The organism is Leisingera sp. M523 (genome assembly GCF_025141335.1).
Lineage (GTDB): Bacteria > Pseudomonadota > Alphaproteobacteria > Rhodobacterales > Rhodobacteraceae > Leisingera.
Genome location: NZ_CP081036.1, coordinates 3,798,905 through 3,823,850 on the forward strand (window position 1 = coordinate 3,798,905; position 24,946 = coordinate 3,823,850).

At 56.7% G+C, this 24,946-nt stretch carries 24 protein-coding genes; 14 read left to right on the top strand and 10 right to left on the bottom strand.

Translation table 11 applies throughout. The features are described 5' to 3' along the window. The first annotated feature begins 227 nt into the window (after positions 1–227). The 7 genes from K3557_RS18915 to K3557_RS18945 all read left to right on the top strand — a co-directional run bounded on the left by K3557_RS18915 (position 228) and on the right by K3557_RS18945 (position 7,671). Positions 228–683, top strand: coding sequence for a CopD family protein (locus K3557_RS18915; RefSeq protein WP_259988639.1), 456 nt, complete (start codon positions 228–230; stop codon positions 681–683). Positions 684–857: 174 nt separating this feature from the next. After that, on the top strand, positions 858–2,129 hold the full coding sequence (gene rho, locus K3557_RS18920) for a transcription termination factor Rho (RefSeq protein WP_259988637.1): 1,272 nt from the start codon (positions 858–860) through the stop codon (positions 2,127–2,129). 31 nt (positions 2,130–2,160) lie between these two features. Beyond that, on the top strand, positions 2,161–3,447 hold the full coding sequence (gene mnmE, locus K3557_RS18925; RefSeq protein WP_259995822.1) for a tRNA uridine-5-carboxymethylaminomethyl(34) synthesis GTPase MnmE: 1,287 nt from the start codon (positions 2,161–2,163) through the stop codon (positions 3,445–3,447). 13 nt (positions 3,448–3,460) lie between these two features. After that, complete coding sequence (gene mnmG, locus K3557_RS18930; protein WP_259995827.1) at positions 3,461–5,335, top strand: tRNA uridine-5-carboxymethylaminomethyl(34) synthesis enzyme MnmG; 1,875 nt, start codon at positions 3,461–3,463, stop codon at positions 5,333–5,335. Then, positions 5,332–5,949 carry a 16S rRNA (guanine(527)-N(7))-methyltransferase RsmG gene (rsmG, locus tag K3557_RS18935; RefSeq protein ID WP_259995836.1) on the top strand — a complete coding sequence of 206 codons (618 nt, stop codon included), beginning with the start codon at positions 5,332–5,334 and terminating at the stop codon, positions 5,947–5,949. The genes mnmG and rsmG overlap by 4 nt, the downstream gene beginning before the upstream one ends. Then, entirely contained in the window at positions 5,942–6,751 is an 810-nt protein-coding gene (locus K3557_RS18940; protein ID WP_259995838.1) for a ParA family protein, read from the top strand. Before rsmG ends, K3557_RS18940 begins: the two co-directional genes overlap by 8 nt. Positions 6,752–6,777: 26 nt before the next feature. Beyond that, a complete protein-coding gene (locus K3557_RS18945) occupies positions 6,778–7,671 on the top strand; it encodes a ParB/RepB/Spo0J family partition protein (protein ID WP_259995840.1) in 894 nt (297 codons plus the stop codon). Here K3557_RS18945 and K3557_RS18950 read toward each other — a convergent pair. The 4 genes from K3557_RS18950 to rph are packed head-to-tail and all read right to left on the bottom strand — an operon-like array spanning position 7,661 to position 10,490. Further along, positions 7,661–8,014 (bottom strand): YbaN family protein, encoded by a 354-nt coding sequence (locus K3557_RS18950; RefSeq protein WP_259995841.1) that lies wholly within the window; start codon positions 8,012–8,014, stop codon positions 7,661–7,663. The genes K3557_RS18945 and K3557_RS18950 overlap by 11 nt on opposite strands. Before the next feature lie 4 nt (positions 8,015–8,018). Next, positions 8,019–9,173 carry a radical SAM family heme chaperone HemW gene (gene hemW, locus K3557_RS18955; RefSeq protein WP_259995845.1) on the bottom strand — a complete coding sequence of 385 codons (1,155 nt, stop codon included), beginning with the start codon at positions 9,171–9,173 and terminating at the stop codon, positions 8,019–8,021. Next, the gene (rdgB, locus tag K3557_RS18960; protein ID WP_259995856.1) at positions 9,166–9,780 is read right to left on the bottom strand and encodes an RdgB/HAM1 family non-canonical purine NTP pyrophosphatase; all 615 of its coding nucleotides are present in this window, start codon (positions 9,778–9,780) and stop codon (positions 9,166–9,168) included. The genes hemW and rdgB overlap by 8 nt, the downstream gene beginning before the upstream one ends. Beyond that, the gene (gene rph, locus K3557_RS18965; RefSeq protein WP_259988621.1) at positions 9,777–10,490 is read right to left on the bottom strand and encodes a ribonuclease PH; all 714 of its coding nucleotides are present in this window, start codon (positions 10,488–10,490) and stop codon (positions 9,777–9,779) included. The genes rdgB and rph overlap by 4 nt, the downstream gene beginning before the upstream one ends. Positions 10,491–10,633: 143 nt before the next feature. Between rph and hrcA the strand changes: the two genes are divergently transcribed. Continuing rightward, positions 10,634–11,698 (top strand): heat-inducible transcriptional repressor HrcA, encoded by a 1,065-nt coding sequence (hrcA, locus tag K3557_RS18970; protein WP_259988619.1) that lies wholly within the window; start codon positions 10,634–10,636, stop codon positions 11,696–11,698. Positions 11,699–11,707: 9 nt separating this feature from the next. Continuing rightward, on the top strand, positions 11,708–12,271 hold the full coding sequence (locus K3557_RS18975) for a nucleotide exchange factor GrpE (RefSeq protein ID WP_259988617.1): 564 nt from the start codon (positions 11,708–11,710) through the stop codon (positions 12,269–12,271). An 89-nt stretch (positions 12,272–12,360) separates the two neighbouring features. Here the strand turns inward: K3557_RS18975 and mutS are convergent, their stop codons facing one another. Continuing rightward, positions 12,361–14,991, bottom strand: a complete 2,631-nt coding sequence (gene mutS, locus K3557_RS18980; RefSeq protein ID WP_259995858.1) for a DNA mismatch repair protein MutS — start codon at positions 14,989–14,991, stop codon at positions 12,361–12,363. A 101-nt stretch (positions 14,992–15,092) separates the two neighbouring features. After that, positions 15,093–15,926 carry a flagellin gene (locus K3557_RS18985; protein WP_259995867.1) on the bottom strand — a complete coding sequence of 278 codons (834 nt, stop codon included), beginning with the start codon at positions 15,924–15,926 and terminating at the stop codon, positions 15,093–15,095. A 300-nt stretch (positions 15,927–16,226) separates the two neighbouring features. On the opposite strand from K3557_RS18985, the gene K3557_RS18990 reads away from it, so the two are divergent. Both K3557_RS18990 and K3557_RS18995 read left to right on the top strand, forming a co-directional pair. Further along, on the top strand, positions 16,227–18,482 hold the full coding sequence (locus K3557_RS18990; RefSeq protein WP_259995869.1) for an NADP-dependent malic enzyme: 2,256 nt from the start codon (positions 16,227–16,229) through the stop codon (positions 18,480–18,482). A 6-nt stretch (positions 18,483–18,488) separates the two neighbouring features. Continuing rightward, positions 18,489–19,361: a ribokinase gene (locus K3557_RS18995; protein WP_259995871.1), complete on the top strand. Its 873-nt coding sequence runs from the start codon at positions 18,489–18,491 to the stop codon at positions 19,359–19,361. Positions 19,362–19,438: 77 nt separating this feature from the next. Here the strand turns inward: K3557_RS18995 and msrA are convergent, their stop codons facing one another. Next, entirely contained in the window at positions 19,439–20,068 is a 630-nt protein-coding gene (gene msrA / locus K3557_RS19000) for a peptide-methionine (S)-S-oxide reductase MsrA (RefSeq protein ID WP_409201224.1), read from the bottom strand. Between the two features lie 185 nt (positions 20,069–20,253). On the opposite strand from msrA, the gene K3557_RS19005 reads away from it, so the two are divergent. Then, positions 20,254–21,162 carry a D-amino acid aminotransferase gene (locus K3557_RS19005; RefSeq protein ID WP_259995878.1) on the top strand — a complete coding sequence of 303 codons (909 nt, stop codon included), beginning with the start codon at positions 20,254–20,256 and terminating at the stop codon, positions 21,160–21,162. Continuing rightward, positions 21,162–21,875, top strand: a complete 714-nt coding sequence (locus K3557_RS19010; RefSeq protein WP_259999693.1) for an HAD family hydrolase — start codon at positions 21,162–21,164, stop codon at positions 21,873–21,875. Before K3557_RS19005 ends, K3557_RS19010 begins: the two co-directional genes overlap by 1 nt. A gap of 73 nt (positions 21,876–21,948) precedes the next feature. On the opposite strand, the gene K3557_RS19015 is transcribed toward K3557_RS19010, so the two are convergent. From K3557_RS19015 to K3557_RS19025, 3 genes are all read right to left on the bottom strand, one after another. Further along, the gene (locus K3557_RS19015; protein ID WP_259995882.1) at positions 21,949–22,233 is read right to left on the bottom strand and encodes an SCP2 sterol-binding domain-containing protein; all 285 of its coding nucleotides are present in this window, start codon (positions 22,231–22,233) and stop codon (positions 21,949–21,951) included. A gap of 79 nt (positions 22,234–22,312) precedes the next feature. Beyond that, a complete protein-coding gene (locus tag K3557_RS19020; RefSeq protein WP_259995885.1) occupies positions 22,313–22,777 on the bottom strand; it encodes a DUF1810 domain-containing protein in 465 nt (154 codons plus the stop codon). Further along, positions 22,774–24,000, bottom strand: coding sequence for an argininosuccinate synthase (locus K3557_RS19025; protein WP_259988600.1), 1,227 nt, complete (start codon positions 23,998–24,000; stop codon positions 22,774–22,776). Before K3557_RS19025 ends, K3557_RS19020 begins: the two co-directional genes overlap by 4 nt. 137 nt (positions 24,001–24,137) lie before the next feature. On the opposite strand from K3557_RS19025, the gene K3557_RS19030 reads away from it, so the two are divergent. Beyond that, the gene (locus K3557_RS19030) at positions 24,138–24,911 is read left to right on the top strand and encodes a hypothetical protein (RefSeq protein ID WP_259995887.1); all 774 of its coding nucleotides are present in this window, start codon (positions 24,138–24,140) and stop codon (positions 24,909–24,911) included. The last annotated feature ends 35 nt before the right edge of the window (positions 24,912–24,946 follow it).

The following is a 24,946-nucleotide window of genomic DNA, read 5'->3' on the forward strand; positions in this document are numbered from 1 at the left end:
TATCCCCAAGCATCGAGGAGTGAACACAGCATGAATGCACCTTATTTCTAAGGCGTTTAAAAAACTTCATGCCTCCTGTCCCGTCCCATCTGGAATCTTATCCCTGCTGGGGATAAGCGGAGGAGGATTCACTTATCCACCGGAATCCATGCACACTACAAAAACATCATCCTTCTAATATATCTTTAATTATTAGGGTGATCAGATCTGACCGGGGAGAACTGCCCATGGACCTGAGCGACCTGATGTTCACGCTCTACCCGTATGCCAAATCACTGCACATCATGGCGGTGCTCAGCTGGATGGCAGGGCTATTCTATCTCCCCCGTTTGTTCGTGTATCACGTGGAGCAGGCAGAGAAGGTCCAGGACACAGTGCCGATCTTTCTGCAAATGGAAGATAAGCTCCTCCGGATCATCATGCGCCCCGCAATGTATGTGTCTTGGGCCGCAGGGCTGTTTATCGTACTGACTCCAGGGATCGTTGACTGGACCTATGTTTGGCCGTGGAGCAAGGGCGTATCCGTGATCGCCATGACCTGGTTCCACCATTGGCTGCTGTTCCGCTATCGCGACTTTTCTGCAGGAAAGAACGGACTATCGGGCCGGCAGTTCCGGATGATGAACGAAGTGCCAACCGTCCTGATGGTGGTGATTGTTGTCTCGGTGATCTTCAAATTCTAGCGCAGAGGCACGGAAAGGGGCCTGGCAACCCCGGAACGCCTGCAGCCGGCGTTTGACTCATCTGAAACGAGTCCCTATGTATGGCACTCAGCGGGCCCGTCCGGGCCACCGTGTTTTCCAATCCTGTCGTGTGACCAACCCCTGGATAAACGGGGGAGTAGAGGCCGTATCTATATGACCGTGCAATCCCTGAATCTCGCTGACCTCAAGGCGAAAAGCCCAAAAGCTCTGTTGGCTATGGCCGAGGAACTGGAGATCGAAAACGCCTCGACTATGCGTAAGGGCGAGATGATGTTCCAGATCCTGCGTGAACGCGCGGATGAGGGCTGGGATATCAGCGGTGACGGCGTGCTCGAAGTGTTGCAGGACGGTTTTGGTTTCCTGCGTTCGCCTGAGGCTAACTATTTGCCGGGGCCAGACGACATTTATGTGTCACCCGACATGATCCGCCAATACTCTCTTCGTACCGGCGACACTGTTGACGGCCAAATCAAGGCGCCGCTCGAGACAGAGCGCTACTTTGCGCTGACCAATGTTACCTCGATCAACTTTGAGGAGCCTGAGAAGGCACGCCACAAAATTGCTTTTGACAACCTCACGCCGCTGTATCCGGATGAACGGCTGAAGATGGAAGTCGAGGATCCCACCATCAAGGATCGCTCGGCGCGGGTGATCGATCTGGTGGCACCGATCGGCAAAGGCCAGCGGTCGCTGATCGTGGCGCCGCCGCGGACCGGTAAAACGGTGATCCTGCAAAACATCGCGCATTCGATCGAGAAGAACCATCCTGAGTGTTACCTGATCGTACTGCTCATCGACGAGCGCCCGGAAGAGGTGACGGACATGCAGCGGTCGGTGAAAGGCGAAGTTGTGTCTTCCACCTTTGATGAACCTGCCACACGCCATGTAGCGGTGTCCGAAATGGTCATCGAAAAAGCCAAACGTCTTGTAGAGCATAAACGAGATGTTGTTATCCTTCTGGATTCAATAACAAGACTTGGTAGAGCCTTTAACACTGTTGTGCCTTCGTCAGGCAAGGTTTTGACCGGCGGTGTTGATGCAAACGCCCTACAGCGGCCCAAGCGGTTCTTTGGCGCTGCCCGGAACATCGAAGAAGGTGGTTCGCTGACCATCATCGCCACCGCGCTGATCGATACCGGCTCGCGTATGGACGAAGTGATCTTCGAAGAATTCAAAGGCACCGGCAACTCGGAAATCGTGCTGGACCGGAAGATTGCGGATAAGCGGGTGTTCCCTGCCATCGACATCCTCAAGTCCGGTACCCGGAAAGAGGAGCTGTTGGTCGACAAAATCGATTTGGCCAAGACCTTTGTGCTGCGCCGTATTCTGAATCCGATGGGAACCACAGATGCGATTGAGTTCCTGCTGTCCAAGCTGAAGCAGACAAAGTCGAACACCGAGTTCTTCGACTCGATGAACACCTGATCGGGGCGGGCGAGTAAAAAAGGGCCATCCCATGGACACGATCTTTGCGCTGGCCTCCGCACAGGGGAAGGCCGGAGTTGCGGTGATCCGCATCTCAGGTCCATTGGCGCATGAAGCCGGCGCGCAGCTTTGCGGAGGCGTTTTGCCGGTGCGGGGCAAAAGCCTGCGTATCTTACAAGACGATTCAGGTGAGCGCCTGGATGAAGCTTTGGTGCTGAGCTTTACGGCACCCAAGAGCTTCACTGGAGAAGATACCGTTGAATTTCAAGTACATGGAAGTACGGCTGTTGTAACAGCGGTGCTGGAAAATCTAGGCCGTCTTACGGGTTTGCGGATGGCTGATCCGGGCGAATTCACTCGTCGCGCTTTAGAAAACGGTAACCTGGACTTGGCTCAGGTCGAGGGGCTCGCGGATTTGATTGACGCGGAAACGGAGGCGCAGCGCAAGCAGGCACAGGTTGTTCTTGCCGGCGGGCTTGGGAAGCTGGCTGAGACCTGGCGAGCCAGCCTGATTCGCGCGGCTTCCTTGATCGAAGTAACAATTGATTTCGCTGACGAAGAAGTGCCGGTTGATGTAACCCCGGAAGTCTCCGCGCTGCTGTCTGAAGTTCAAGCCGGCCTCGAAAGAGAGACAGACGGGGTGAAAATTGCGGAGCGAATCCGCAGCGGGTTCGAAGTGGCGATCATTGGTGCACCCAATGTCGGAAAATCCACATTGCTGAATGCGCTGGCCGGTCGCGAGGCTGCGATCACGTCTGAGTTTGCCGGGACCACCCGCGATATTATCGAAGTGCGTATGGATCTGGCCGGCTTGCCAGTCACTTTACTGGACACTGCAGGTTTGCGGGATACCGACGATCACGTCGAGGGTATTGGCATCGCTCTAGCGCGGAAGCGCGCCGAAGATGCGGACATGCGTGTGTTTTTGGCGGAAGATGGTGATATTCTGGACGTCGAGATGGAGAATGGTGATATCCGTCTTCGCCCTAAGGCCGACCTCCGCGAAAACGCGGCAGATGCGATCTCAGGCAGGTCGGGTCAGGGAATCGACAAGCTTGTCGAACACATTTCATCGGTTCTTCAAAAGCGCTCGACTCAAGCCGGAATTGCGACTCGGGCTCGCCACCGGGATGCTATGCTGTCTGCGTTGGTTAGTTTGGCCGAAGCACAGGTTATCCTGTCGCGTGGTTCGGAATTCTATGATATTGCCGCCGAAGAAATGCGCTCGGCGATCCGAGCGCTGGAGACGCTAGTGGGCCGGATCGGTGTGGAAAATCTCCTTGATGAGATTTTCTCGAGCTTCTGTCTGGGAAAGTGAAGGAGTGTTTCACGTGAAACATTCGAAGTACGATGTGATTGTCGTAGGTGGTGGCCACGCCGGCACGGAAGCCGCTCACGCTGCCGCACGAATGGGTGCGAAGACGGTTCTGATTACACTGAGCCGCAGTGGGATCGGTGTGATGTCCTGCAATCCCGCTATTGGCGGATTGGGTAAGGGGCATCTTGTCCGGGAAATTGATGCCTTTGACGGCGTAATGGGCCGTGTTGCTGATTTGGCCGGGATACAATTCCGTCTCCTGAATCGTCGGAAAGGACCAGCGGTTCAGGGGCCAAGAGCGCAATCCGATCGAACGATTTACCGTCAAGAAATCCTGAGGCTAACCGAAGCGCAACCGAACCTGGATATTCTCGAAGGTGAAGTAACTGATTTCCTCATGTCGGGAACAGCAGTTACTGGGGCTGTGCTGTCTGATGGAAGTGAAATTCCAGCAAAGGCAGTTATTCTCACCTCTGGAACATTCCTACGTGGCGTTATTCACATCGGAGACATCTCCAGACCTGGAGGCCGGATTGGTGACAAACCTTCCGTTCGGCTAGCTGAACGCCTGGACAGTTTTGAATTGCCGCTAGGCCGGCTGAAGACGGGAACGCCACCCCGGCTGGACGGGCGTACAATCGACTGGGATGGCCTGGAGGCTCAGCCAGGGGACGATGACCCGGTCTTCTTCTCATTTATGACAAGCGCAATAAGCGCCAAGCAAGTTTCCTGCGGTATTACTCACACCAATACTCAGACGCATGACATCATCCGGAAAAACCTGGAGCGGTCAGCGATGTACGGCGGGCACATTGAAGGTGTTGGCCCACGATACTGTCCGTCGATAGAAGATAAGATTGTACGTTTCTCTGACAAGGAATCGCATCAGATCTTTCTGGAACCAGAGGGTGTTTCGGATCACAAGGTCTACCCAAATGGCATCTCTACAAGCTTGCCGCAAGACGTTCAGGAGGCGTATGTCCGGTCTATCAAGGGGCTTGAGAGAGCAACTATCCTTCAGCCCGGGTATGCAATTGAGTATGATTATGTAGACCCACGCGTATTGAAGCTGGACCTGTCCCTGAAGGACATTCCAGGCTTGTACTTGGCCGGGCAGATAAATGGGACAACCGGGTATGAGGAAGCTGCAGCACAGGGATTGGTTGCCGGCTTGAACGCTGCTCGTATGGCACAGGAAGAAGAGCCGGTTACGTTTGGCCGGTCAACCAGCTACATCGGCGTAATGATCGATGATCTCACTACAAACGGTGTCGCTGAGCCCTACCGAATGTTCACTTCCCGGGCTGAGTTTCGTCTGTCCTTACGGGCAGATAACGCTGACCAAAGGCTAACACCCATGGCTATAGAACTGGGTTGTGTTGGCGATGGCCGGCGGATAGCGTTTCAGGAGAAGAATGAGGGTCTAATCTCAGGGCGGAACATCCTGGAGTCCCATGCATTTACACCCAAGGAAGTTACCTCGGCCGGAATACGGGTTAACCAAGATGGAAACCGTCGCAGCGGAATGGATGTTCTTGCGTTTCCTGAAGTCTCCTTCGAGGACGTCATTCCGCTGATGCCGGACTTAGCACGGGTGAAAAAGGAAAATCGCCGGCAGTTGGAGCGTGATGCTCTCTACGCTAACTATATTGCACGCCAAGAACGGGAAGTTTCTGCGATGAAGAAGGATGAGGGATATCGTTTCCCCGCCGAATTTTCATTTGAAGGAATTGACGGTCTTTCCAAGGAATTGCAAATTAAGTTGTCCCAGTCCAGACCAGAAACACTGGCGCAAGCCGCCCGCGTTGACGGAATAACACCGGCTGCGCTTGCGCTTCTGCTCGCGCGTTTGCGCCGTGGCCTACTGAGAAAGGGGAAATCCGCGTGAAAAATGGGATACTTCCTCAAGGACTTGATGTTTCACGTGAAACATTGCAGAGGCTTGAAACCTTTGAGCAGGTCATACAAAAGTGGAACCCGAAAATAAATCTCGTTTCGAAATCGAGCTTGGAACATCTTTGGATGCGCCATATCGCTGATTCCATTCAAGTATTCCGCTGTGCAGATCCTGTTGGACATTGGGTCGATATAGGTAGTGGTGGCGGTTTCCCGGGGCTGATTGTTGCTATATTGGCTGCAGATGAAGCACCAGACATGAAGGTAACATTGATCGAAAGTGATCAGAGGAAATCTGCGTTCCTTAGAACAGCTGCACGAGAATGTGCTGTCAAGACGACTGTTTTGACCGAGAGAATTGAAAAGACTGAACCTCAAGAAGCAGATATCCTGTCTGCGCGTGCCTTGGCGGACTTGTCAACATTGCTTGAATTTTCAGAGCGCCATCTGTCATCCGAAGGGGTGGCGTTGTTCCCTAAGGGGGAGAGCTGGAAAAAAGAAGTGGATAACGCCAGGCAGCAATGGCAGTTCGTAGAAGAACAGGTTAAAAGCCTGACAGAACAAGAAGCAGTAATCTTAAAAATAAGGGAAGTGGCACGTGTCTGATTATTCCCGCCCTGAGGGGCCTCGTATTATCGCGGTCGCAAATCAGAAAGGCGGGGTTGGGAAGACAACGACAGCCATAAATCTGGCGGCTGCTTTGGTAGAAACCGGGCTTCGTGTGCTGGTTGTCGACCTGGATCCGCAAGGGAATGCTTCAACTGGCCTTGGGATTGAACCGTCGGATCGGGATCTGACTACATATGATCTTTTGGTTGAAGACTCATCTCTGAATGACGTCATTCAAACGACGGAGATTGAGGATCTGTGTATCATCCCAGCGACTGTTGATCTCAGCTCGGCTGATATCGAACTGTTTACCAATGAAAAACGCAGTTTCCTTCTGCATGATGCTCTGCGCCAAACCGCGATGGACGAATATGACTGGGACTACGTTCTGATTGATTGCCCGCCTTCTCTGAACCTATTGACGGTCAACGCAATGGTCGCAGCACATTCGGTTCTGGTTCCGTTGCAAAGTGAGTTCTTTGCCTTGGAAGGGGTGACCCAGCTCATGCTGACAATTAGAGAAGTTCGGCAGTCAGCGAATCCAAACCTTCGAATCGAAGGAATTGTCCTGACAATGTTTGATCGTCGCAATAACTTGTCGCAGCAAGTGGAACAGGACGCCCGGGATAATCTGGGTGATTTGGTGTTTCAAACAAAAATCCCCCGCAATGTCCGGGTGAGCGAGGCACCTTCTTATGCGCAACCGGTTCTAAACTATGACACAAACTCTCTTGGCGCACAGGCATACCGGGCGTTGGCAGAGGAAATCCTCACTAAACATCACAAGATAGCGGCGTAAATGCAGAATACCTACCGGAGGCAATCATGGCAGACAAAAAAACAAAACCACGCGGACTGGGCCGGGGATTGTCAGCGTTGATGGCAGATGTGAACCCTGCACCGGTGAGCACGCAGGCAGAGGCACCACGGAATGCAGAAATTCTGGTGCCAATTGAAAATGTCGTTGCCAATCCAAATCAGCCGCGCCGGCAGTTTTTGCAAGAAGATTTGGATGATCTGACAGCCTCGATTAAGGAAAAGGGCGTTCTGCAGCCGCTGATCGTTCGGCCGCGGCCGGGCGGAAAATTCGAGATTGTGGCGGGGGAACGCCGCTGGCGCGCCTCACAGGCCGCGCAGTTGCATGAAGTCCCGGTACTGATCCGGGACTACTCGGATCTTGAAATGATGGAAGTGGCCATCATCGAAAACATCCAGCGCTCGGATCTTAATGCGCTGGAAGAGGCGCAAAGCTACAAGCAACTGATGGAAAAGTTCGGCCATACGCAAGAACGGATGGCCGAAGCACTTGGTAAAAGCCGGAGCCATATTGCTAATCTAGTGCGCTTGCTGCACCTGCCGGATGATGTTCAAAACCTGGTGCAGGAGCGTAAGCTGTCGGCTGGCCATGCCCGGGCACTGATCACTTCGGACAATGCTTCAGATCTTGCCATGAAGATCGTCAAGGGGGGGCTGTCTGTCCGCGCGACCGAAGCATTGGTTAAGAAAGATGCCGCTGGAGTTCAGACGTCTGCCGAAAAGAGACCGAGAAAGCCGCAGGAAAAGGATGCGGATACCCGTGCTCTTGAAGGAGATCTGTCGGCAGTTCTGAAAATGAAAGTGGCTATTGATCATAAGCCTGGCGGTGAAGCCGGCGCCGTAACGATCAGCTACGAAAGCCTGGATCAACTGGATGAGCTGTGCAATCTGCTCAGCCGCTAGGCCGGGTCCAGATGAAAAGAAGAACAGAAGAGAGAACAACCGCCTGGATCCCTACTATGTAGCCAGGGGCACCAAGAAGCAGAGATAGTCCGAAGACGGCGGCAATCGAAACGGTTGCCGCCTTTTTTGCGCCTGGCCGGATGGCGCCGTGGTCGCGCCAATCCAGGATCATAGGACCAAAAATGTTGTGATCAACGATCCAACTGTGCAGGCGTTCAGATGAGTTGGCAAAAAAGAACGCGGCAAGGAGAAGGAAGGGGACAGTTGGAAGCAAGGGCAGAACAATACCGATGACGGCCAAGCCGACACAGAACAGTCCTAGGCCGGCATAGATAAAACGCATTGTTTCAATCCATCAACAGTTCGCGGAGCACTGCATTCAATAGTGCGCGTCCTTGATCAGTCGCGCGGAGCCTCTTCCCTGAGATAGTGATCATGCCCATCTGTACAAGATCCTCAAGTCGACTCTCGGGGAGATTAACGCCTGAAAGTTGAGTGTGCCGTGCTAAATCCAGACCTTCGGAAAGGCGCATCCCCATCATCATGTATTCAGCCACAGCATCTTCCTGCGAAAGAGAATCGCGCAGGGATTCCCCATTTCCCTTACTGACCGCTTCCAGCCAGGCACCTGGGGCCAGATGGGTTTCCGTGGCATACCGGGTACCATCAATACTCAAACGGCCATGGGCGCCGGGGCCGATCCCGGCGTAGTCACCGTATCGCCAGTAGATTAGGTTATGACGGGATTCCGAACCCGGCTTGGCGTGGTTGGAGATTTCATAACCGGCCATGCCAAAAGACGCGCAGATGTCCTGGGTCGCCTGATACATATCCGCAGAGGTATCGTCGGCCGGCAGGCCGCGCAGTTTACCCCGGGCGTAGCGATCACCAAAAGCGGTGCCATCCTCAATTGTCAGCTGGTAGAGCGACAGGTGGTCAATAGCCATGGAAAGTGCTTCGCGAAGTTCCGCTTCCCAGGTTTTTAGTGTTTGGCCCTGACGGGCATAAATCAAATCAAAGCTGACCCGGTCAAAGCATTTGCGGGCGATATCAAAGGCTGCTTTGGCTTCGGAGACACTGTGAATACGTCCCAGCCGGCGCAGGTCCTCGTCATTCAGGGCTTGAATACCCATAGAGATCCTGTTGACTCCGGCGTCGCGGTAGCCGGCAAAGCGACCTGCCTCAACCGAGCCGGGATTTGCTTCAAGAGAGATCTCTATGTCATTGGCAAAGGGCCAGATTTCACGTGCCCGATCGATAACAGCGGCGACAGTTTCCGGCTGCATCAGAGAGGGAGTGCCGCCGCCGAAGAATATTGAGTTGAGGACACGGCCTGAGAGCTGTTCCGAGAGTCTGTCGAGTTCGCTCAGGTAGGCTCTAACCCACAGCTTTTGGTCTATTTTTGCGGAGACATGACTGTTGAAGTCGCAATAGGGGCATTTGGCCTGACAAAAGGGCCAGTGCACATAGAGGCCAAAGCCCCCATTGCGCCAGTCATCCACCGAAACAGCCCCGGATGAACTGGGCAACTGCCTTGCCGCGATGGCTTATCTTGTTCTTTTCCGCTGGATCCATTTCGGCGCAGGTGATGTTGTAACCGTCCGGCTGGAACATCGGATCGTAACCAAACCCATGCGCGCCGCGGATCGGCCAGACCAGCTGGCCCGGCATCACGCCTTCGAACACCTCGTCGTGGCCGTCGGGCCAGGCGATGACAAGGGTGCAGCGGAACTGGGCTGTGCGGGGGGCCTCGGGGCCGGCCGCGTTCAGCTCGTCATTGGCGCGGGTCATCGCCATTTGGAAGTCACGGCCATTAGGGGTTTCTGCCCAATCGGCGGTGTAGACGCCCGGGGCACCATTCAGAGCGTCGATAGTGATCCCGGAATCGTCGGACAAGGCTGGCAGGCCGGTTGCCATGGCCGCTGCATGGGCCTTGATGCGGGCATTGCCGACAAAGGTGTCTTCGGTTTCCTCCGGCTCCGGCAGGTTCATTTCGCCGGCGCCGGCAACGCTGACGCCAAAGGGGGAGAGTATCTCGGTGATCTCGTTCAGCTTGCCCTTGTTGTGGGTGGCGACAAGCAGCTTGCCGCCTTCCAGTTTGCGGATCATTTGCAGGCGGCCTTTTGCATCTCAGCCAACTCTGTGGTGCCTTTGGCGGCCAGATCCATCAGCTGGTTCATCTGATCGCGGGAGAACAGGGAGCCTTCGGCGGACATCTGCACTTCGATCAGTTTGCCGGAGCCGGTCATGATAAAGTTGCCGTCAACGCCGGCCTCGGAATCCTCCGGGTAGTCCAGATCCAGCACCGGCTGGCCTGCATAGATGCCGCAGGAAACAGCAGAAACCGGATCCATCAGCGGGTCGATGTGGACGTCGCCGGCTTTCATCAGCTTGTTAACCGCCAGGCGCAGGGCGACCCAGCCGCCGGTGATCGAGGCGCAACGGGTGCCGCCATCGGCCTGCAGAACGTCACAGTCGACGGTGATCTGACGCTCGCCCAAAGCCACGCGGTCGACGCCGGCCCGCAGTGCGCGGCCGATCAGACGTTGGATTTCAACCGTGCGGCCGCCTTGCTTGCCCGATGCAGCCTCGCGGCGCATACGGGTATTGGTGGCGCGGGGAAGCATGCCGTATTCAGCGGTGACCCAGCCAAGGCCGGTTCCCTTGATAAAGGGCGGCACCCGGTCTTCGATGGTGGCGGTGCACAGGACGTGGGTATCGCCAATCTTGATCAGGCAGGAGCCCTCGGCGTGTTTGGTGAAGCCGGTCTCAATCGACACGGCGCGCATTTCATTCAGTTCTCGTCCTGAGGGTCGCATGGCACATCCTTTATTTGCTGGCTTGGGGATATCCCCCGGACGCCAAGCTATGCAAGCCCGATTGACCTTTTCCCATGCTGCTCTTTAATGACAACCTAGCTTCGGGTTCTTATGTTGAATCCGCAAGAAACGCTGGAAAATCGATGAGCGACGCGAACAATATCCTGCAAGACCTGAATGACCGCTCGCGGGAAGTTTTCCGGACGGTGGTCGAAAGCTATTTGGAGAGCGGCGATCCGGTTGGCAGCCGCACGCTGACACGTTCACTGAGCGAAAAGGTAAGCGCAGCCACGGTTCGCAACGTAATGCAGGACCTGGAATTCCTTGGCCTTCTGGACAGCCCGCATGTAAGCGCTGGCAGGGTACCCACCCAGATGGGCTTGCGGATGTTTGTCGATGGGTTGCTGGAGGTTGGCGACCTGAACGCAAACGACCGGAAGAAGATCGACGCGACGCTGGGCAAAAATGCCGGCGATGTGGGAGGCATGCTGGACCGGGTCGGAGCGGCGCTGTCCGGTGTGACGCAAGGTGCTTCATTGGTGCTGACACCCAAACATGAGGCGGAGATCCGGCATATCGAGTTTGTCTCTTTGGCGCACGACCGGGCGCTGGTGGTGCTGGTGTTCTCAGATGGCCATGTTGAAAACCGCCTGTTTAAGCCGCCGCCGGGACAGACACCCAGTTCGATGCGCGAGGCTGCGAATTTCCTTAATGCGCTGATTGAAGGGCGCACGCTGAGCGAGGTGCAGCGGGAGATCCAAAAAGAGATCTCGGCACGGCGGCAGGAAATCGATAGCTTGGCACATGCGATGATCGAAAGCGGGTTGGCCGTCTGGGAGGATGACGACAGTGATCAGGCCCGGCTGATTGTACGCGGGCGGGCGAATCTTCTGGCCGAAACTGGTGCGGCGGAGGAGCTGGAGCGGATACGGACCTTGTTTGACGATTTAGAGCGCAAGCGTGATATCGCCGAATTTCTGGAACTGACCGAAGACGGCGATGGAGTGCGCATTTTTATCGGTTCGGAGAACAAACTTTTCTCACTTTCGGGTTCCTCTTTGGTGGTGTCTCCCTATATGAACGCGGATCGAAAGATCATCGGTGCGGTGGGGGTGATTGGCCCGACGCGCCTGAATTACGGACGGATTGTGCCGATTGTAGACTATACGGCACAACTGGTCGGCAAACTGTTGTCGGACCGGAGTTAGAGGTGAAACATGGCAGAGCTCAAGGACGAAGACTTTCTGGATGATATCGCTGCCGCCGAGGCAGAAGAGCTGGCGGGGCAGACCGAGGAATTTGATGATGCCTCGTTGGAAATCGATGCACTCCGGGCGGAACGGGATGAGCTGAAGGACCGGTTCATGCGGGCGCTGGCGGATGCTGAGAACGCCCGCAAGCGCGGTGACAAAGCACGCCGGGAAGCGGAGAATTACGGTGGCTCGAAACTGGCCCGTGACATGCTGCCGGTTTACGACAACATGAAGCGCGCGATCGAAGCGGCGACCGATGAGCAGCGCGAAGTTGCGGCGGCGCTGATCGAAGGTGTGGAACTGACCATGCGCTCGCTGCTGGGTGTGTTTGAAAAGCACGGCATCCGGGTTGTGTCGCCAGAGGTTGGCGACAAGTTTGATCCGCAGGTGCATGAGGCGATGTTCGAAGCACCGGTGCCGGGCACCAAGGCTGGTGACATCATCCAGGTGTCCGCCGAAGGATTCATGCTGCACGACCGCCTGCTGCGGGCCGCGCAGGTTGGTGTGTCTTCCACGCCGGCCAGCTGATGTGAACAGACCCTGACGGGCCTGTGCCTTCGGCGAGAGTATTTTCGGAAAGATGAAAGGGCGGGTCCGTTTGGATCCGCCTTTCTTTTTTAGATTGCAGCTTCTTTTAGTTTGTAGATCATTTCCAGTGCTTCTCGCGGGGAGAGATCGTCCGGCTGTATACCGGCGAGGAGTTCTTCGGCCGGAGAGGGCCCCGCCGGCGCCGTGGGTTGTGGTGGCGGGGCTGCTGCGAAGAGGGGAAGGTCGTCGATTTGCACCTTCGTTCCGCCTTCGCGGCTGCTTTGCTCTAGCATGCCGAGTACATCTCGCGCACGTGCAACTACTGATGCCGGGAGGCCGGCCAGCTGCGCCACCTGTACACCATAGGACCGGTCAGCAGCGCCTTTGTGCACTTCATGCAGGAAGATCACTTCGCCTTCCCATTCTTTGACCGCTACTGTGGCGTTGTCGACGCCTTCCAATTTGGCGGCAAGCTGGGTCAGCTCGTGGTAATGGGTCGCAAAAAGCGCGCGCGAGCGGTTAACCTCATGCAGGTGTTCCAGCGTGGCCCAGGCGATGGAGAGGCCATCATAGGTGGCTGTGCCACGGCCGATCTCATCCAGAATCACCAGAGCGCGGTCGTCGGCCTGATTTAGAATGGCTGCAGTTTCCACCATTTCCACCATGAAGGTGGAGCGGCCGCGCGCCAGGTCGTCCGAAGCACCGACCCGGCTGAAAAGCTGGCTAACGACGCCGATATGGGCACCTTCCGCGGGAACGTAACTGCCCATTTGGGCAAGCAAAGCGATCAGAGCGTTCTGGCGCAGGAAGGTCGACTTACCGGCCATGTTCGGACCGGTAAGCAGCCAAACCGCTGCACCTTCCTGGGCTGACAGATCGCAGTCATTGGCCACAAAAGTTTCGCCGCCCTGCTGGCGCAGCGCTTGTTCCACCACCGGATGGCGGCCGCCCTCCACGTGGAATGCACGGCTTCCATCAACCTTCGGACGGGTCCAGTTTTCGCCGCGTGCCAAATCGGCCAACCCGGCCAGAAGATCCAGCTCGGCCAGCCCGCGGGCGGCGGTGTTAAGACGGGCGGCAGTTTCCAGAATTGCCCCGGAAAGCCCTGCATAGAGCCTTTTTTCAATCTCCAGCGCCAGGTTTCCGGCATTCAGGATGCGGGTTTCGATCTCGCTCAGCTCCACCGTGGTGAAACGGACCTGATTTGCTGTTGTCTGGCGGTGAATGTAGGTCTCATTGAGAGGTGGCGACATCATCTTGTCCGCGTGGGTTGCGGTGGTTTCGATGAAATAGCCCAGCACGTTGTTATGCTTGATCTTCAGTGAGGTTACGCCGGTGTGTTGGGCGTATTGCTGCTGCATCGAAGCAATCACCGAGCGGCCTTCGTCGCGCAGAGTGCGGGCTTCGTCCAGTTCCGGATCGTAACCGGTTGCGATGTAACCGCCGTCCCGTGCCATAAGCGGCGGTTCGGCTACCAGGGCCGCATCGAGTAGAGACAGCAAATCGTCGAAACCTTGCAGATCCGACATGGCCCCGGCCATCAGCGCAGGCAGTTCCAGGCCGGCGCAGAACCCGGCAATTGCTTCGGCCTGCGAAAGCCCGTTGCGGATAGCAGCCAGATCGCGCGGGCCGCCGCGCTCCAGCGCCAGACGGGAGAGTGCCCGGTCCAGGTCCGGTGTTTTGCGCAAAGCCGCGCGCAGGTCTTCGGCGGTCTGAGATTGTTCAACAGTGAAATCCAATGCAGCTAGGCGCTGGTGGATCACATCGAGATTACGGGAGGGGCTGGACAGCCGTTGTTCCAGCAAGCGGGCGCCGCCGGGAGTGACCGTCCGGTCAACAACTGCCAGCAGCGAGCCGGCGCGACCGCCGGACAGCGAACGTGTCAACTCCAGATTGCGGCGGGTGGCGGCGTCGATCTGGACCACCCGGTCCTGCGCCTCCTGCTGTGGCGGCTGCAGAAGTGGCAGCTTGCCCTTTTGGGTGATCTCCAAATAGTCGATCAGCGCGCCCATGGCTGAGACCTCGGCCCGGGTGAAAGTGCCGAACCCATCCAATGCGCTGACGTTGAACAAAGAGCAGATGCGCCTTTCCGCAGCGGTGCTGTCAAAGCTCGCCTTGCCCAGCGGAGTGAGCGGGATCTTGTATTCTTCAGCCAGAGGGAGGGCAGCGTCATAGGCCGGACCATCAGCAACGATCAGCTCTGATGGCGCCAGGCGGGCGAGCTCGGGCGACAAGCGGACCCGCGCGACCGGCATCACGTGGAACGCTCCGGTGGAGATGTCCGCCCAAGCCAGCGCCGCCTCGTCCCGCAGTTCAGAGTAAGAAACCAGAAAATTGTGGCGGCGCGCTTCTAGCAAAGACTCTTCGGTGAGGGTGCCCGGGGTCACAAGCCGCACCACATCCCGTTTCACCACCGATTTGGATCCGCGTTTTTTAGCCTCGGCCGGGCTTTCCAGCTGCTCGCCTACGGCCACGCGAAAGCCCTTGCGGATCAGCGTCAGCAGATAGCCTTCGGCGGCATGCACGGGCACGCCGCACATCGGAATGTCTTCGCCGTTGTGCTTGCCGCGTTTGGTCAGCGCGATGTCCAAGGCTTCTGCGGCGTTGACTGCGTCCTCAAAGAACATCTCGTAAAAGTCGCCCATCCGATAAAAAAGCAACGCATCCGCGTGCGCCGCCTTGATCTCGAGATACTGCGCCATCATGGGCGTTACGGTCATGAAAATTCCCCCGGGTCGTCGTTGTAAAACGTGTACATTGGGGGCGGTCCGAGGAAAACCCGGATGTGACTGCCGCCAGGAACACTGGCGGCAGTCTGCTGTCAGTAAAGGTTGCGCAGTGTGTCGGGCATTGTGTTGACGATTGAGAGCGACAGGGTGCTCAGCTGTTGCTGCGCCTGCAGCGCCAGAAGTTTTGTCGCCGCTTCCTCCATGCTGGTGTCGATCATCGAACTGACTCCCTGGGTGATCGAATCCGACAGCTTGCCGACATACTGGTTCTGTTCGGCAATGCCGCCGGCGCTGGCGCCAAGAGCAGCGGAACTGTCGATTGCGTAAGCCAGGAACCCCTCGATTTCTCCCAGGGCGGTCAGCGCGCTGGCGCTGTCGGTGATGGCTGTCCGGTTGCCAATGTCAAACTGCGGGCTGCCTTCGAAGTCCGCGCCATCAACGCTGAGCGTGGTCACGCCTCCGGTCGCGGATAGTGCTGACGGGACAGTCAGCGCTGTGCCGCCATTGCCGTCCACATCAGTTTTCAGCAGGTTCACACCATTGAAACTGGAGGATGAGATTATGGAATTGATCTGCTCGGTCTTTTGCGACAGGGCGGCTTCGAATTTGCTGAAATCCCCCATCCCGCTTGCCGCCATAACTGCCAGTGACCGCATTTCTGTTAAAGTGTCAGTGATCTGTTCCGCTCCGGCAGAAGCAACCGCCACGGTGGCTTCACCCAGCGACAACGTGTCTGAGACAGAACGCAACCCCGAAATATCTGAATCCATCAGTTCGGAGATCGCCCAAAGCGCGGCGTTATCCTGCGCCGTGTTGACTTCTTTGCCGGTGGATATGCTGTCTTGCACGGTGTTGAGCTGGCTATTGACGCCACCCAATGTCTGCAAGGCAACCATCGCGCCGGAATTGTTTTGGAAACTTATCATTCCTCATTATTCCTTTGATCCTAGGCCCGTGTTCCGGGCGGACAGATGTCATTCTGACACGTGCTTCTCAGGCTCATGAGTTCGAGCGCGCAGCGCCACCTGGCTTGCAGGTGCGTGTTAATACCTATTAATAAATTACAGCAGCCGGGCGTCTACTTTAAGGTGAAAACTTGGCGTTATCCATCGTCCTTTGGTCGCATTTATCTCAATTCTGGCTATACAGATTCTTGAAAGCCCGGATTGAGGGGCGCGGTTGGCTGGGCTAAGACGGACCGCGACGAGGAGAGGACACGAGATAAAATGCCCAAAACAAAGATCACCGATGAGGAAGCCCTGGCGTTTCACCTGGAGCCGTCTCCGGGCAAATGGGAGATCAATGCCACTGTCCCGATGACAACGCAGCGGGATCTGTCTTTGGCCTACTCTCCGGGGGTTGCGGTGCCTTGCGAAGCAATCGCGGCAAATCCTGAGACCGCCTATGATTACACCAACAAGGGCAACTTGGTTGCGGTGATATCAAACGGCACGGCGGTGCTGGGTCTGGGCAATCTGGGGGCTTTGGGCTCTAAGCCGGTGATGGAGGGCAAATCTGTCCTGTTCAAACGCTTCGCTGACGTGAACTCGATCGACATCGAACTGGATACCGAGGATCCGGACAAGTTCATCGAAGCGGTTAAGCTGATGGGGCCGACCTTTGGCGGCATCAACCTGGAAGACATCAAGGCGCCAGAGTGTTTCATCATTGAGCAGAAGCTCAAGGAAGAGATGGACATTCCCGTCTTCCACGATGATCAGCACGGCACTGCGGTGATCTGTGCGGCCGGCCTGATCAACGCGCTGCATCTGTCGGGCAAGAAGATTGAGGATGTGAAGATCGTCCTGAATGGGGCAGGGGCAGCCGGCATTGCCTGCATCGAGCTGTTGAAAGCCATGGGCGCGCGGCACGAAAACTGCATTGTCTGCGACACCAAAGGCGTGATCTATCAGGGCCGTACCGAGGGCATGAACCAGTGGAAATCCGCCCATGCGATCAGCACGGATCTGCGCACTCTGGAAGAAGCGATGCGCGGTGCCGACGTCTTTCTGGGCGTATCGGTCAAGGGCGCGGTAACCCAGGAGATGGTCGCCGCGATGGCCGACAATCCGGTGATTTTTGCGATGGCAAACCCGGATCCGGAAATCACTCCCGAAGAAGCGCATGAGGTGCGTGTCGATGCAATCGTCGCCACCGGCCGGTCCGATTACCCGAACCAGGTCAACAACGTGCTGGGATTCCCCTACCTGTTCCGCGGCGCGCTGGACATCCACGCCCGCGCCATCAACGACGAGATGAAGATCGCCTGTGCCCATGCTCTGGCAGCACTCGCGCGTGAGGATGTGCCGGATGAAGTGGCGCTGGCCTATGGCAAGTCGCTGTCCTTTGGCCGCGACTATATCATTCCGACGCCCTTTGATCCCCGGCTTATCCATCGGATCCCGCTGGCGGTGGCAAGGGCAGGCATGGACACCGGTGCCGCCCGCCGTCCGATCGTGGACATGGACGCCTATGAGGTGGGATTGAAATCCCGCATGGATCCGACCGCCTCTATCCTGCGCGGCTTGAATGCCCGTGCCCGGTCCGCCCAGTCCCGGATGATCTTTGCCGAAGGTGATGACCCGCGCGCGCTGCGCGCTGCAGTGATGTACCAGCGTTCGGGTTTTGGGAAATCACTGGTTGTAGGCCGTCAGGAGGATGTGCGCACAAAACTGGAAAAAGCCGGCCTTGGCGATGCCGTGCGGGAGCTGGAAATTGTCAACGCTGCCAACACGCCGAATTTCGATTTGTACAAGGACTTCCTGTACAGCCGTTTGCAGCGTAAAGGCTTTGATCACAAAGATATTCACCGGCTGGTAGGACGTGACCGGCACGTGTTCGCCAGCCTGATGCTGGCGCATGGGCATGGCGATGGTCTGGTTACCGGTGCAACCCGGAAATCGGCCCATGTTCTGGAGCGGATCAACCATGTGTTTGATGCCGATGCCGATCATGGTGCCGCTGGTGTAACTGCACTGTTGCATAAAGGCCGGATCGTGCTGATCGGGGACACGCTGGTGCATGAATGGCCGGATGAGAACCACCTGGCAAACATCGCTGAACGTGCCGTGGGCGTTGCCCGCCATATGGGGCTTGAACCGCGGGTGGCCTTTGTCAGCTTCTCCACCTTCGGTTACCCAGTGTCGGAGCGCGCGGAAAAAATGCATGTCGCCCCCGCCGTTCTGGATAAACGCGGTGTTGATTTCGAATACGAAGGCGAAATGACCGTTGATGTGGCACTGAACGAGCGGGCGCAGCGGTACTACCCGTTCCAGCGTCTGACCGGCCCGGCCAACATTCTGATCGTGCCAGCCCGCCACTCGGCCTCGATCTCGGTCAAGCTGATGCAGGAGATGGGCGGCGCCACTGTAATCGGCCCGATCCTGTCTGGCATCGACAAGCCGATCCAGATCTGCTCGACCACCTCCACCACCAATGACATTTTGAATATGGCGGTACTGGCAGCCTGCAACATCGGGTGATCTGAGATGGCAATCTGGAACCTGGGATCAATCAATGCGGACATGGTCTATGCCTTGCCGCATCTGCCGGCGGCGGGGGAAACCCTTGCCGCTAGGCGCCTTGACCGCTTTTTGGGCGGGAAAGGCGCCAACATGTCCGTTGCCGCCGTCCGCGCTGGCAGCGAGGTTAATCACATTGGCGCTGTTGGACCTGACGGGTCTTGGGCAATTGAGCGGTTGAAGGAATATGGCGCCGGAATTCGCGACATTGCCCAGGTGGACATCCCAACCGGCCACGCCATCATTGCGGTGGAGCCGGAGGGTGAAAACCAGATCATCCTGTTTCCAGGCGCCAACCGTGCGCTGACCCAAGACCAGCTTGATCAAGCGCTTTCACGGGCAAATGCAGGCGACATTCTGGTGATGCAGAATGAAACCAATATGCAGGCGGAAGCTGCCCATGCGGGCCGGGATCACGGGATGCGGGTCTGCTACGCCGCCGCCCCCTTTGACGCCGACGCCGTCCAAGCGGTTCTTCCGTTTCTCGACCTCTTGATCCTGAACGAGGTTGAAGCCGGACAGCTTAAGGAGGCCTCTGGCAAGTTGCCGGATGAGCTTGGCATCAAAGACGTGATTATCACTCTTGGTGCTAAAGGAGCCCGGCATATCGACGGCGAAACCGGCGCGGTTCTGAATGTTCCCGCTCTTCCGGTAACGCCCGTGGATACCACGGGGGCAGGGGACACTTTCACCGGATATGTCCTCGCAGGTCTGGATCAGGGTTTGCCGCTGGCACAAGCTATGCCACTGGCCGCACAGGCTGCGGCACTGATGGTCACGCGGCATGGCACGGCAGATGTGATTCCTGAGCTGAAAGAAGTGCAGGAAGCCGGTTTTTAATCTGCGGCAGCCTGCTTCTTTCTGGTCAAAATACTCCGGGGGAATTGGCCGTCAGGCCAAGGGGGCAGCGCCCCGTTTCAATGCCCGTCTGCAAAAGGCGCGGCATCGCCCCACAGTTGCGCCACCCGCTCATCGCGCCCGCAGGCCTGGCGGTATCGCTTATAGGCCTCCGCCTGCCGTTTGGGGCCAAAGCGGGTGAACACCAGGTTTTTTCCCTTGTAGTAGTCCTGATGATAGTCTTCGGCTTCATAGAAGGTCTTTGCTGAAAGGACAGGCGTCACGATTGTTTTCCCCAAGGCATCCTGAGCTTCGGATACAACCCTCCTGGCTAGGGCCTTCTCGCCCTTGTTAGAGACAAAAATTGCGGTGCGGTAGCTCTCTCCGCGGTCGCAGAACTGGCCGCCTGCGTCGGTCGGATCAATTGAACGGATAAACAATTCCAGCAAATCCCCGCGCGAGACTTTTGCCGGATCAAAAGTAATTTGCACCGCTTCGTAATGGCCGCTGCCGCCGCGGCTGACGTCTTTGTAAGTCGGGTTTTTGGTCTTGCCACCGGTATAGCCCGACACGGCTTCGATCACCCCGGGCACGCCTTCAAAATCGCTCTCCACACACCAGAAGCACCCCCCGGCCACGGTCAAAACTTCATTTGCTTGCGCCTGCACCGGATTGGCATAAGCAACCGTACCGATGGCAATAAGGCCCATCAAAGTCAAAAGTCTCAGTCTTTCCAGTGTACGCATCTTGGGCCTCCATTCTGCTTTGCTGCCACCCTGCCGGCTGTTGCTGCGTCTCTCAACCCGGCAGCGGCGGATTTCACGGACTGGTGACAGCAAGTTACTGCTTGGAAATTGGATCCAATATTACTAACGTGCCGGCAAAGGAGGATCCCATGACTGAAAAGATGAGCACTCACCAGGCTGAGGAAGATCAGCGCAACGAAGAAATCCTGATCTATCTGAATGGAAAAACTGTCCCCAAGGCTGAGGCCAAGGTGAGTGTTTATGACAGCGGTTTCATGCTGGGCGACGGCGTGTGGGAAGGGTTGCGGTTGTACAATGGAACCTGGGCCTTCTTTGACGAACATTTGGACCGGCTGTTTGAGGCTGCCAAGGCGATTGACCTGGACATCGGGTTGAACCGGGAGGGCGTAAAAAACGCTGTGTTAGAGACACAGAAAGCCAATGGAATGACCACTGATGCCCATGCCCGGCTGATGGTCACGCGCGGGGTAAAGACACGTCCTTTCCAGCACCCTTCGCTGTCGCAGCAAGGTCCGACGATTACCATTATCATGGAGCATTCCCGCCCCAATCTGCCGCGGCCGATAAAATTGGCCACAGTGCCGCATATCCGCGGGCTGCCGATGACGCAGGACCCCAAACTGAATTCCCACTCCAAGTTGAACTGTATCATCGCCTGTATCGCAGCCGAAAAGGCCGGCGCAGATGAGGCGCTGATGCTGGACGTGAATGGCTTTGTGAACACCACAAACGCCTGCAACTTCTTTATCGTGCGCAAGGGGGAGGTTTGGACTTCGACCGGGGATTATTGCATGAACGGCATTACCCGGCGGAAAGTGATCGACTTGTGCCGCGCCAACAGTATTCCAGTTCACGAGCGGAACTATTCGCTGGTGGATGCATACGGTGCCGACGAAGCCTTTCTGACTGGCACTTTCGGGGCGCAGACACCGGTGGGCAGCATTGACGGGCGGCAGATCGGCAGCGGCCAGATGGGACCCATGACCGAAAATCTTCGTGCCCTCTATAAGGATCTGATCGAAAAGGAGTGCGCATGATGCGGATTGCCATGTGGTCCGGGCCGCGGAACCTGTCGACGGCGTTGATGTACGCCTTTGGCAACCGGGGTGACTGCGCAGTGGTGGATGAACCGTTTTACGCCGCCTACCTGGCGATGACCGGCCTGAGCCACCCGATGCGAGCGGAAATTCTGGACAGCCAGCCGCGGGATCCGGACGAGGTAGCAAAGGCGCTTCTGGGAGATGTTCCAGGCGCCAAGCCGTACTACTATCAAAAACATATGACTCAGCATATGATCCCCGGCGTTCCGCGGCAGTGGATGCAAGAGGTCACTAATGTCTTTCTGATCCGTCATCCTGCCCGTGTGATCGCCTCATATGCGGTGAAACGGGAAAATCCTACACTGGAAGACATTGGATTCCGCCAGCAGGCGGAGCTGCTCGAACTGGTGCGCAGCTGGGGACATGCACCGGTTGTCGTGGACAGCCATGACATTCTGAATGATCCGGCAGGCAAACTGGAACAGTTGTGCGAGACGGTTGGCATGCCGTATTCCCCGAAGATGCTGACCTGGCCAAGGGGCGGACATAAGGACGACGGCGTGTGGGCGGCGCATTGGTACGGTGCGGTCTGGAATTCAACCGGATTTGCTGGCCCGGAAGGCCCGCTGCCGGAGGTGCCGGAACACCTGCAGCCCGTGCTGCAGGCGGCGCTGCCTTTATATGAGCAAATGAAGGCAGCGAAAATCTGAGGGGAGAAGGGGGCGTTGCCCCCTCGCGCCTGCGGCGTTCACCTCCAGGATGTTTTCAGCCAGAAGAAGAGGCTCAGCCGATCAGCTTGCCCAGTTTCATGGCAACACCCATGTCGCCGGAGATCTTGATTTTGCCCATCATTACGGCCGTCATCGGGTTGAGCTTGCCGGCGAGCAGCTTTTTCAGGTTCTCTCTGGAAAGCTGCAGCGTGCAGTCGGTGTCACAGTCATCGGTGCAGGCAGCGCCATTTGCGAGCACGATAACGCCGTCCTTCCCGCAGTCGAATTTCAACGTGCCGTCAAAGTTCTTTCCAGCCAGACCTGTGCGGATGTCCTCGGCGATGTCCTGAAGTGACATATGTTCCTCCCTTGCTTGCGGTGAGGGTTAGGCACGCAAGGGATGCCGGGCAATAGTGACCAAAGGGGAGGGCGCCGGGTTACGTTTCGGCAAGGGCTGCCTTGGTCAGCGGACAGGGCTGGCCGCCATAGAAGGTTTCAAGCACCTGCCGGAATTCCGCCGGCGCACCGGGCACAGCTGCAAACAACGTCATCGAGGAGCGTAGTTTCTTAGCGTCGGTACTGCCCAGGATTTGCGCGGGATCGGTACCCTTATGCTGCAGTACCAGTTGGCTGGCGTCCACCAGGCGGCTGCGCAGTTTTTCGTGGTTCAGATAGGCGATGGCCTCGGCTTGGTCCTCGATCCCGTAAAGCTGTGCCATGTGGGATTGGCCTAGTTCGGCCAATTGGGGAAAGACGAACCACATCCAGTGGCTCGTCTTTTTTCCTGCAGAGAGTTCAGTCAGGACAGCCGCCCAAACGGTGTCCTGAGCTTCAACGAACATTTCCAGTTCTTCCGCGAAATCGTCCTCGAAACCGCCGTCTATGCCATCGTAGTCACTCACTTTTTGAGCCGGCGCTCGCGTGCGGCCAGCAGTTTGAGGCGCAGGGCATTCAGCTGAATGAAACCTGCAGCATCGGTCTGGTCATAGGCGCCGGCGTCTTCCTCAAAAGTCACATGCGCTTCGGAGTAGAGCGAGTGATCCGACCAGCGGCCCACGCAGGCTGCGGAGCCTTTGTAAAGCTTCAGGCGCACGGTTCCGGTGACATGTTCCTGGCTCTTGTCGATAGCAGCCTGTAGCATTTCGCGCTCGGGCGAATACCAGAAACCATTGTAGATCAGCTCTGCGTATTTCGGCATCAATTCATCTTTGAGATGCATTGCCCCGCGGTCCATGGTGATCGATTCAATGCCGCGGTGGGCTTCCAGCAGCAGGGTGCCGCCCGGGGTTTCATAAATGCCGCGGGATTTCATGCCGACAAAACGGCCTTCGACCAGATCAAGACGGCCGCAGCCATGCTTGCCGCCCAATTCGTTCAGTTTGGTCAGCAGGTCTGCCGGGCTCAGCGTTTCACCATTAATGCTGACAGCATCGCCCTTTTCAAAACCGACCTCGATGAACTCAGGCTCGTTCGGTGCGTCCTCGGGGTGAACGGTGCGCTGGTAGACATAATCAGGCGCCATGACCGCCGGGTCTTCCAGAACTTTGCCCTCGGAGGACGTGTGCAGCAGGTTTGCGTCAACTGAGAAGGGAGCTTCGCCGCGTTTGTCCTTGGCCACCGGGATCTGGTTTGCTTCGGCAAATTCCAGCAGACGGGTACGCGAGGTCAGATCCCATTCACGCCAGGGCGCGATCACCTTGATGTCCGGGTTCAATGCATAGGCTGCCAGCTCAAAGCGGACCTGATCGTTGCCCTTGCCGGTGGCGCCATGGGCGACCGCGTCGGCGCCGGTGGACTCGGCGATTTCCACAAGACGTTTGGAGATCAGCGGGCGGGCAATCGAGGTGCCCAGCAGATACAGGCCTTCGTAAACCGCATTGGCGCGGAACATCGGGAAGACGAAGTCGCGGACAAATTCCTCACGTACATCCTCGATGAAGATGTTTTCCGGCTTGATGCCCAGCATTTCCGCTTTTTTGCGGGCGGGCTCCAGTTCCTCACCCTGGCCGAGATCGGCGGTGAAGGTGACAACTTCGCAGCCGTATTCGGTCTGCAGCCATTTCAGGATGATCGAGGTGTCGAGGCCGCCGGAATAGGCGAGCACAACTTTCTTAGGCGCGGACATGGAATTCCCTCTCAGGTCAGAACGCCTGCGGCGTAGCGGGTTTTGCCCGGAAGGGCAAGGTTAACCGGGGTTTTCTAATCTGCCAGGCACGCATAACGTGCGCGGAGAAGCAGAACAATCTATTGGAGAATGCCCGCATGAAAGGCTGGTCGATTTTCGCTCACTCGGTGAGCATGGTTCTTAGGAACTTCGAATGGGCGGTTAGAATTGCCCTTGTGCCCGTCTTGATCGGAATTGCTCTTATTTTTGTTGTACTCAGTGCAGGAGGGCAGCCGATCGCAATGTTTTGGGATGAGCAAGCTTTGTCAGATGCATTGCAATCCGGCAAGCTCGGCCTGTCATTTGTCACCGCCACACTGATATTTATTGCGGTTCAGTTTTGGGTCTTTGTAGCATGGCACCGACTCATTCTGTTGGAAGAGTATCCAACAAGCTGGCTCCCTGCTTTCAAGGGAGATCGGATATTATCCTATTTTGGGCACATGCTGCTCATAGGATTTCTTGTGTTTGTGCTTTTTATCCCGTTGATATTCCTTGTGAATGGACTTATCGCGGCGATGGGATCGGGAGCGCTGGTTCCTATGCTTCTAGTGATTGCTGGGTACTCTGTTTTTGTTTTGATCGCGATGTATCGTATGCTTCCTGTATTGCCGGCAGTAGCCATTGGTCGACCGCTTTTGCTGCGCGAGTCATGGCAAGCGACTTCCGGTGCCTCTGGCACGGTCTTTCTCGTGCTTGTTCTGTTGGGCGTGCTGCAGCTTTTGATGCAGTTCGTTTCCGGCTTGTCTTTTGCAGTTTTTGCCCCTCTTGGTTTCGTCTTTTCTGCGTTTGCCATGCTGGCCATGTCTTTGGTGAGTGCCAGCGTTCTTACTACTTTTTATGGACACTATGTCGAAGGCCGCCCGATCTAACTTCCGGTATTCTTATGTATGCTTTGCACCCGCCC